We start from the raw sequence: 8,021 nt of genomic DNA on the forward strand, positions 1-8,021 counted from the left end.
GAACCCGACCTGATTGAAGATGATGACGGCCGCGCCGGTGAGATAAGGCATGTCTTCGGGCGTACAGCCGCCGACATCAAGATCGAAGATCGCGCGGCGGCCATGCCGGCGCAGATCGGCCAGAAGCCCGGCCTGCTTCAGAACGCCGTTCTCTGTCTGGGCATGCAGCCGGCGGACACGATAAAGCGTCGTGTAGAGAAAGCCCGGCTGGCGCAATGCCTCAAGGCTCTCCGATGTCAGCCACATCGGCTGCTCGCCCATGTCGACGGTCAGCACGATATGCTCGCCATCGACGAGGAAGATAAGATTGCGCGATTCCGCAATTGCCGGATCGGTCAGCATGTAATCGACGCCGACGCCGTTTTCCTGCAGGTCGGCGATCAGCCTTTGCGACAGCGGACTGTCGTTAAGCAGGGAGATGAACTGCGTCTCGCCGCCGAGACCGGCATGCACGACGGCAGCATTGGCGATGGACCCGCCGATCTCGGCGGGCAGTTCGGTCACCATGCCCTTGTCGGCACGGCCGGGCCAGCGATCTGCGGTGTAATATTCGTCGATCGCCACGTCGCCGATGAAAAAGGCGGTCATATGTTTTTCCCCGGGTTCGCTTGCACCAGCCTTGGCCCGCCTGCGACAGGGACCCAAGGACTTTCACCAAGCCCGCAAATCGCCATCCAATAATAGGCTGCGGGACCGGAAACACCCCGGCAGGCATCGTGCCAGACGCCGCGGCGCATTACGACCACTTGGCCCGGCGCGATCACGAAGGCTTCAATTTCATCCCGATTTGCCGCATCGGCATCCGACGCGGGGGCAACGGCAAGGACGACCGGCTGGGCGGCGCAGAAGATCGCTTCCTCGGTGCCCGGATGGCGCTCCATTGCCGCGCATAACCAGGGCGCGCCGGCGCCGCGCGTGATGCCGAGATGGCCGGACCCCGTCATCAGCGGCGTCCTGGTGAAACCGTCGCTCCAACCGTCGCCTAAGGTCCAGATCGCCTTGGGGTCGGTATCGTTGGAGAGGTCATAGACCGTACCGAACCGGGAGAAATTCTCAGGCGTCGCCGGCTGGGCGACAATGGCATCCGGGGCAATCATGCGGCGCGCCTTGCTGCGCGGACCGCCCGCATCAGGCGAGCGACATGGGCGGCCTCGACGCGGCCGGTATCCTTGTGGTCGTGCTTGAACCAGCTGCCGACGACGGCGCCGTCGGCCTGCGCCAGCTGTTCGGCGGCATTGGCTTCAGTCAGGCCCGCACCGATCAGGAGCGGCACCGCGCCGCCGGTGGCAGCACGGAAGCGCGCCACTTTGTCCATATCGGTCGGTTGACCGGTGGCGTCCGAGGTCACGACCAGACCGTCGCAGCGCGATGCGCCGATGCGCACATCCTCTTCCTCGGGCCGTCCGGACAGGACGGGCTGGTACTTGAACCGCACGCCGCCAAGCAGCAGCGCCGGAACGCTGTTACGGCGCGTGGCGAGATCGGCGGCGAAAGGCACATCGTCTTGCAGCGGCAGATGGCCGGCGACGGAATCGACCTGGATGAAAGAGACCGGAAATCGCTTGGCAAGCGCAAAGGCGGATACATTGTCCCGCAGTACATTGATGCCGATGCGCGTGCCGAGATCAAGGCCGCACAGCCGCTCCAGCACACGCTCGACGTCCTCGGCATCGCCGAAATAGTTCTCGACCACAAGCCCGTCGATTCCTTCACCGGCCATGATGCGAGCTTCTTCCTCGGCCTGGGCGAGCTTGGCAGCTGGGCCTTCTCCAGCCAGATGCAGCATGCCGAGGATGGGTTTTGGGTTGGCGAAAGTCTCGTCGAAACGGCTCATATTTTCTTCTCCTGCGTCGCGCCGCTTTCAAGCCGGCGCGGTATCACGCCCCCAACGGGTTGCGAATTTCATCTGGACCGCCGGCGAATAGACAATCGACGTCCGCTCCACCAACCGGTCGTCGGCGTCGAGTACGTCCCCGCTGGCGCAAAGGTAGCCCGGCACATCGAGCGCCGGGGCAAAGACCTCCCGCAGGCGATCGGACGGCGGCACGACGGTCAGCAGCAGTTCCGAGCGGAGGGGATGGCGATCATAGTCGCGGCGCAACACTTCATAGAGCGATTGCGCCGCAAAATCGTTGCGGTCGATGCCGGGGTAAAGGGCAAGGTCCAGCCGCGAGGTGTCGACGTTCAACCAGTTCACCGTTTCATCGTTTGCAAGGCCGCGGGCACGCACCAGCAATAGCTCACCGTTTTCCACCCGATGTTCCAGCACCCGCGTCACGGGGCGCTGGCCCTGCCGGCGCGCCAGTTCGGTAAAGCTGCCGAAATTCCAGATGTTGTGGCTGATCGGCCGATGCGAAACGATCGTACCCCGACCGCGAACCTGCTGAACCAACCCTTCCGACACCAGAAGCGCCATCGCATTGCGCACTGTCGTTCGGGCGATACCGAACTGATCGCGCAACTGGTTCTCCGAGGGGATGGCTTCCCCTTCGGAAAAATCGCCGCTGAGAATGGCGGCGCGCAGTGCCCGGTACAGCTGCCGGTAAAGCTGCTCGCTCGAATAGAGATCGAGGCGCAGCCTGGACAGTCTGTCGTCGGGGCGTTCGCCCGTTGCGATGGAGGCATCTGATAAGGAAGAGTGGGTCAAGGCAGGCTCCCGGATGGGTCGGCTATTTGGTGGTTCCGTTTACCTTGAACTCCTTCACACCGGCTTGATTCAAGCCGTAGCGGTCGAGGATCTGTGTATAAGTGCCATCGGCCTTCATGGCGTCGAGCGCACCGAGCACGGCGTCGCGCAATTGGCCGTTCGATTTGGCGAAGGCGATGCCGTAGTGGTTGATGTCGCCGACCTCACCGATCTGGTAGAACTTGCCTGGTTCCTGCTTCATCAGGTCGAGAAGCCCTTCAAGGCCGATCACCGAGGCCTGTGCGCGGCCCTGGCGGATCTGCATGATATGCTCGGCCTGGGTCGGGATCTGGATGACGGTGATCAGCTTGTCCTCAGCGCACTTGGCCTTGCCGAGATCCTCCGTCCAGGTGACCCAGCTTGTTCCGGTCGCCACAGCCACCGTCTTGCCGCAGAGGTCGACCTCTGTCTTGATCTCGCCCTGGTGATCGACAGTCGAGTACAGGACGTTGCCGGTCTGGAAGTAGTCGATGAAATCGAGCTGCGTCTGGCGCTCGACCTTGTCGGAGAAGGCGGTCATGATCAGATCGGACCGGCCGGTGACGACCTGCGGGATCAGCTGGGGGAATTCGACATTCTGGAATTCCGCCGAAAGGCCCAGGCGCTCGGCGATGGCCTTGGCGAGATCGATGTCGAAGCCTTTCAGCTCGGTCGAGCCGGCGTCGTTGTATTCCATCGGCGGATAGGCGAGGCTGATCGTKACGTTCAGCTTGCCGGCGGTGCGCACGGCCTCGGGCAGTGCGGCGGCCAGTTTCTCGTCGGCGGCATGGGCCGCGCCGCATGCGGCAAGGCTGATGAAGGTTGTGGAGGCCAGCCCCAGTAGCATTGGCAACAGTCGTTTCATTCTCTTCATTCTCCCATTTTGAAGTTGTGAATTCAGGCCAGCACGCGGCTAAGGAACGTGCGCACGCGTGGATCGCCGGGATTGCTGAGGACTTGCCCCGGCGCGCCCGTTTCGCGAATTTCTCCGTCGATCATCACCACGACGCGGTCGGCCACCTCACGGGCAAAGCCGATCTCATGGGTGACGACGATCATGGTGGTGCCGCCACGCGCCAGGTTGCGCATGACTTCCAGCACCTCGCCGACCAGTTCCGGGTCGAGCGCGCTGGTCGGTTCGTCGAACAGCATCACCCGCGGCTCCATTGCCAGCGACCGGGCAATCGCCACGCGCTGCTTCTGGCCGCCGGAAAGCTGCGAGGGATAACTCGAGGCCTTGCCGGCCATACCGACCTGCTCCAGCAGTTCCATGGCGCGTGCCTCTGCTTCGGCACGGCGCAGACCGCGCACCACCATCGGCCCCTCGATGACATTGCCGAGCACCGTGCGATGCGAAAACAGATTGAAATGCTGAAACACCATGCCGAGCTGGCTTTGCTGTGCGCGCAGCTGCTTGATCGGCAGCTCCTGCAGCGCACCGCGGCTGAGCTCGTATCCCATGATGGCGCCATCAACCCAGACATACCCGCCGTTTGGCGTTTCCAGATGGTTGATGCAGCGCAGGAAAGTGCTCTTGCCGCTACCCGAGGGCCCGAGGATGCACAGCACCTCGCCGTAGGCGACCTCCAGATCCAGGCCCTTCAGCACCTCGTGATTGCCAAAACTCTTGCGGATTCCAACCGCCTTGACTGCGAGACTCATGCTTCCCCCGAGACGGCCGGACGCCGCGCCCAACCCTTGAACCAGCGACGGTTGCTGGTGGCGACCGTTGCGTCGCGGCCGAAATGACGTTCGAGATAGTATTGGCCGATGGAGAGCACCGTCGTTCCGGCCAGATACCAGGCAGCGCAGACGAACAGCAGCTCGATGACCGCTCCGTTGATGAAGTAGATCCGCTGCGCCGCGTTCAGCATTTCGCCCATGGCGATGGTTGCGGCCAGCGAGGAGAATTTCAGCATGCCGATAGCGCTGTTGCCGAGAACCGGCAGGATCAGCCGCAGGGTCTGCGGCAGGATGATGCGGCGCATCGTCTGGCCGGGCGTCATGCCAAGCGTGTGAGCTGCTTCCTTTTGGCCGTGATCGACGGAACCGATGCCACCGCGTACTACCTCCGTCAGGTAGGAACCCTCGTTGACGCCAAGGCCGAGAACAGCAGCGACGAAGGGCGTCACCACATCGACCATGCGCTCATCGACAAGGCCCGGAATGTAGAGCCGCGGAAAGACGAGGGCGATGTTAAACCAGATGAGAAGCTGCAGCAGCACCGGGGTGCCGCGGAATATCCAGACGTAAAGCCAGGCGGCGAAACGCAGGATCGGATTTTCCGAAAGGCGCATGATGCCGAAGGCGAAGCCCAGCGCCACGCCGAGCACCAGCGCACAGGCCGAGATCAGCAAGGTCCAGCCGAAACCGGTGATGATGACACCGGCCGTCAGGAACTCTCCGACCACGGGCCACTGGATTTGTCCGACGGCAAACGCGCGGCCGATCACGGCGAGCAGCAGAATGACGGCGATGCCGCTGAGCCAACGCCCCGGATGGTGCAGCCGGCGAACGGGCGTGTCCGGCCCCGGCAGATCTGACAGGGACAAGGTGGATGTCGGTTTGGGGGGCGAATGGGTCATGCTATCCAATTGTAGGGTTAGGCCTACAACTTAATACGCACGCTCCGGGGCGGAGTCAAGCGGGTGCGGATCATTCGTTGAACGTTCCGCTTTGAGCGGCCTGCAGCCAGCATCAAAGGTTGAGTCGTTTAGGAGTTGGCTGGGTTTCGGCTACGGCCGGTGTGCCGGGCATGGCTGGAGAGGGCTTGCCGGTCGTCATGGCAAGGACCGCAAGCTTGTGCTCTACAAGGAGGAAGGCAGCCGGCAGCATGACGAAAATGAAATTCGGATCGCTGGCAGCGAAAACCGTTAGCGATGGCGTGCCGCCCTTGTCCGGAATACGCTTTACATCGAGGCCGGCCAGTATGCCGAACCATCCGCGCAGGCGCCCGGAAATCTCCCGGGCGCCTCAGGCTTGTTGACTACTGTGCCCGCTTCAAGGCATCGCCGAGTATCGAGACGATGTCCTCGATATGGGATTTCTCTGCGATCAGCGGTGGCGAGAAGGCGATGATGTCGCCCGTCACGCGGATCAGCAGGCCGCGCTCGAAGCAATCGACGAAGACATCGTAGGCGCGCGCGCCGGGAGCACCCTCACGGGACGAAAGCTCGATGCCGGCGATCAGGCCGATCGTGCGGATGTCGACGACATGCGGAAGGCCCTTCAGCGAGTGCATCGCCTCGTGCCAGTCGTCCTGCAGATCGGCTGCCCGGGTCAAAAGGCCCTCGTCGCGGTAGATGTCGAGCGTCGCAATGCCGGCGGCGCAGGCTGCCGGATGGCCGGAATAGGTGTAGCCGTGGAAAAGCTCGATCTGGCCTTCCGGTCCGTGCATGAGGGCATCGTGCACTTTGCGGCTGGCAAAGACCGCGCCCATCGGGATGGCGCCGTTGGTCAGGCCCTTCGCCGTCGTGACGAGGTCGGGCGTTACGCCGAAATAATCGGTGGCAAAGGAAGCACCGAGGCGGCCGAAGCCGGTGATCACTTCGTCGAAAATGAGAAGGATGCCGTGCGCGGTGCAGATTTTGCGCAGGCGCTCGAGATAGCCTTTCGGCGGGATGAGCACACCGGTGGAGCCGGCAACGGGTTCGACAATACAAGCAGCGATGGTTTCGGCGCCATGCAAGGCAACCAGTCTTTCAAGATCGTCGGCGAGCTCAGCGCCGTGCTCCGGCTGGCCTTTGACAAAGGCGTTCTTTGCCAGATCGTGGGTGTGGCGCAGATGGTCCGTGCCGGGAAGCTGCGGAAAGACCCGGCGGTTGTTGACAAGGCCGCCAACCGAGATGCCCCCGAAACCGACGCCGTGATAACCGCGTTCACGGCCGATCAGGCGCGTGCGCGTGCCCTGCCCGATCGATCGCTGGTAAGCGACGGCGATCTTGAGGGCCGTGTCGACGGATTCCGAGCCGGAGCCGGTGAAGAACACACGGTCGAGTTTTCCATCCGGACCGCCCGGCGCAATCTCCGCCAGCCGCTCGGCGAAATCGAAAGCGATCGGATGCCCCATCTGGAAGGAGGGTGCAAAGTCCAGCGTCGAAAGCTGGCGCTCGACGGCTGCCGCGATCTGTCGGCGGCCATGACCGGCATTGACGCACCACAGGCCCGCCGTCCCGTCCAGAATCTTGCGTCCATCGACGCTGGTATAGTGCATGCCTTCCGCCGAGGCGAGCAGGCGCGGCGCCGCCTTGAATTGCCGGTTGGCGGTAAACGGCATCCAGTAGCTATCGAGTACCGGGGTGTTTTGTTTGCTGTGCGTATTCATGGCAACCTCCTGTGAAGCCGCGATGACGCATGATTTCATATGGCGAAACAAGTCCTTTTCTGATCAAGCATAACCAGTTGAAAACTCTAGCCATGAATTGTAATAGTTTCGATATTTCGAACATGCCAAACAGAGGATCAGCCTATGTCGGTGGATATCGGAAACCGTCTGCGCCATTTGCGCATCCTCAACAATCTGTCGCAGCGCGAACTTGCCAAGCGGGCGGGTGTGACCAACTCGACGATTTCGCTGATCGAGTCCAACTCCTCCAACCCTTCCGTCGGCGCATTGAAGCGCATCCTCGACGGCATCCCCATCGGGCTTGCGGAATTTTTCGCCTTCGAGCCGGACCGCCCGAAGAAGGCCTTCTACCGGGCCGACGAACTCGTTGAAATCGGCAAGGGGCCGATCTCCTATCGCCAGATCGGCGATAATCTGTTCGGCCGCAGCCTGCAGATTCTGAAGGAATGTTATCAACCCGGCGCCGACACCGGCAAAGTGCCGCTGGTGCACGACGGCGAGGAAGGCGGGATTGTTCTTTCGGGGCGGCTGGAAGTCACCGTCGATGACGAACGCCGGATCCTTGGACCGGGCGACGCCTATTATTTCGAAAGCCGCCGGCCTCACCGGTTCCGCTGTGTCGGCCCGGTCGCCTGCGAAATCATCAGCGCCTGCACGCCGCCGACTTTCTGATCCGTGGACATGTGGTGGCCTTTTCCCGCCAGGATCAGCGCTCGCGCCTCGCCCCGCGTCCATCGAGATAGAGCATCAGGCCAAGACCAATCGCGCCGGCGAGCGCACCGAGCAGCGACGTACCCGAGTAATCGCTGAAACGGGTTCCGATCGCGAACAGGATGGCGCTCAGTCCGCCGCTTAAGAACAGGTTCACCGAGATGAGCGAACTGCCAAGCCCCGGGCGGTCGGCGATGAGGTCCTGGATGTAGGTGATGGGGATGCTGATGAGAGCCGCGGCGGCAAAGGCGCTGAGAAGCGTCAGGGCATAGACGTGCCAGGGTGCCGTGGCGCGACGAG

Annotated in this window: 9 protein-coding genes and 1 pseudogene; 1 reads left to right on the top strand and 9 read right to left on the bottom strand. The window is 62.6% G+C overall.

Annotation, left to right across the window (positions count from 1 at the left end; all coding sequences use genetic code 11):
- The 8 genes from AC1D17_RS26595 to aptA all read right to left on the bottom strand — a co-directional run.
- Positions 1-588 (bottom strand): carbohydrate kinase family protein (locus AC1D17_RS26595; RefSeq protein ID WP_477568261.1); only part of this gene is annotated, 588 nt, incomplete at its 3' end.
- A complete protein-coding gene (locus AC1D17_RS26600) occupies positions 585-1,097 on the bottom strand; it encodes an ureidoglycolate lyase (RefSeq protein WP_477568262.1) in 513 nt (170 codons plus the stop codon). The genes AC1D17_RS26595 and AC1D17_RS26600, both read right to left, overlap by 4 nt.
- Positions 1,094-1,834 carry a BtpA/SgcQ family protein gene (locus AC1D17_RS26605; protein WP_477568263.1) on the bottom strand — a complete coding sequence of 247 codons (741 nt, stop codon included), beginning with the start codon at positions 1,832-1,834 and terminating at the stop codon, positions 1,094-1,096. Before AC1D17_RS26605 ends, AC1D17_RS26600 begins: the two co-directional genes overlap by 4 nt.
- A 27-nt stretch (positions 1,835-1,861) precedes the next feature.
- Positions 1,862-2,647: a GntR family transcriptional regulator gene (locus tag AC1D17_RS26610; RefSeq protein ID WP_477568264.1), complete on the bottom strand. Its 786-nt coding sequence runs from the start codon at positions 2,645-2,647 to the stop codon at positions 1,862-1,864.
- 22 nt (positions 2,648-2,669) lie between these two features.
- A complete protein-coding gene (locus AC1D17_RS26615; RefSeq protein ID WP_477568265.1) occupies positions 2,670-3,530 on the bottom strand; it encodes an ABC transporter substrate-binding protein in 861 nt (286 codons plus the stop codon).
- A gap of 32 nt (positions 3,531-3,562) precedes the next feature.
- Positions 3,563-4,327 (bottom strand): amino acid ABC transporter ATP-binding protein, encoded by a 765-nt coding sequence (locus AC1D17_RS26620; protein ID WP_477568266.1) that lies wholly within the window; start codon positions 4,325-4,327, stop codon positions 3,563-3,565.
- The gene (locus AC1D17_RS26625; protein WP_477568267.1) at positions 4,324-5,250 is read right to left on the bottom strand and encodes an amino acid ABC transporter permease; all 927 of its coding nucleotides are present in this window, start codon (positions 5,248-5,250) and stop codon (positions 4,324-4,326) included. The genes AC1D17_RS26620 and AC1D17_RS26625 overlap by 4 nt, the downstream gene beginning before the upstream one ends.
- A gap of 401 nt (positions 5,251-5,651) precedes the next feature.
- Positions 5,652-6,989, bottom strand: a complete 1,338-nt coding sequence (aptA, locus tag AC1D17_RS26630) for an omega-aminotransferase AptA (protein ID WP_477568268.1) — start codon at positions 6,987-6,989, stop codon at positions 5,652-5,654.
- Positions 6,990-7,133: 144 nt separating this feature from the next.
- Here aptA and AC1D17_RS26635 point away from each other — a divergent pair, with 144 nt between their 5' ends.
- Positions 7,134-7,682, top strand: a complete 549-nt coding sequence (locus AC1D17_RS26635) for a cupin domain-containing protein (RefSeq protein ID WP_264221809.1) — start codon at positions 7,134-7,136, stop codon at positions 7,680-7,682.
- 34 nt (positions 7,683-7,716) lie between these two features.
- Here the strand turns inward: AC1D17_RS26635 and AC1D17_RS26640 are convergent.
- Positions 7,717-8,021: pseudogene (locus AC1D17_RS26640) on the bottom strand (MFS transporter); the annotation flags it as partial.

The organism is Pararhizobium sp. P1_E7 (assembly GCF_056405855.1).

Bases quoted from the DNA above. Each gene is read 5' to 3' on its own strand.
- AC1D17_RS26600 (WP_477568262.1), bottom strand. From the start codon at position 1,097: ATGATTGCCCCGGATGCCATTGTCGCCCAGCCGGCGACGCCTGAGAAT.
- AC1D17_RS26625 (WP_477568267.1), bottom strand. From the start codon at position 5,250: ATGACCCATTCGCCCCCCAAACCGACATCCACCTTGTCCCTGTCAGAT.
- AC1D17_RS26620 (WP_477568266.1), bottom strand. From the start codon at position 4,327: ATGAGTCTCGCAGTCAAGGCGGTTGGAATCCGCAAGAGTTTTGGCAAT.
- AC1D17_RS26605 (WP_477568263.1), bottom strand. From the start codon at position 1,834: ATGAGCCGTTTCGACGAGACTTTCGCCAACCCAAAACCCATCCTCGGC.
- aptA (WP_477568268.1), bottom strand. From the start codon at position 6,989: ATGAATACGCACAGCAAACAAAACACCCCGGTACTCGATAGCTACTGG.
- AC1D17_RS26635 (WP_264221809.1), top strand. From the start codon at position 7,134: ATGTCGGTGGATATCGGAAACCGTCTGCGCCATTTGCGCATCCTCAAC.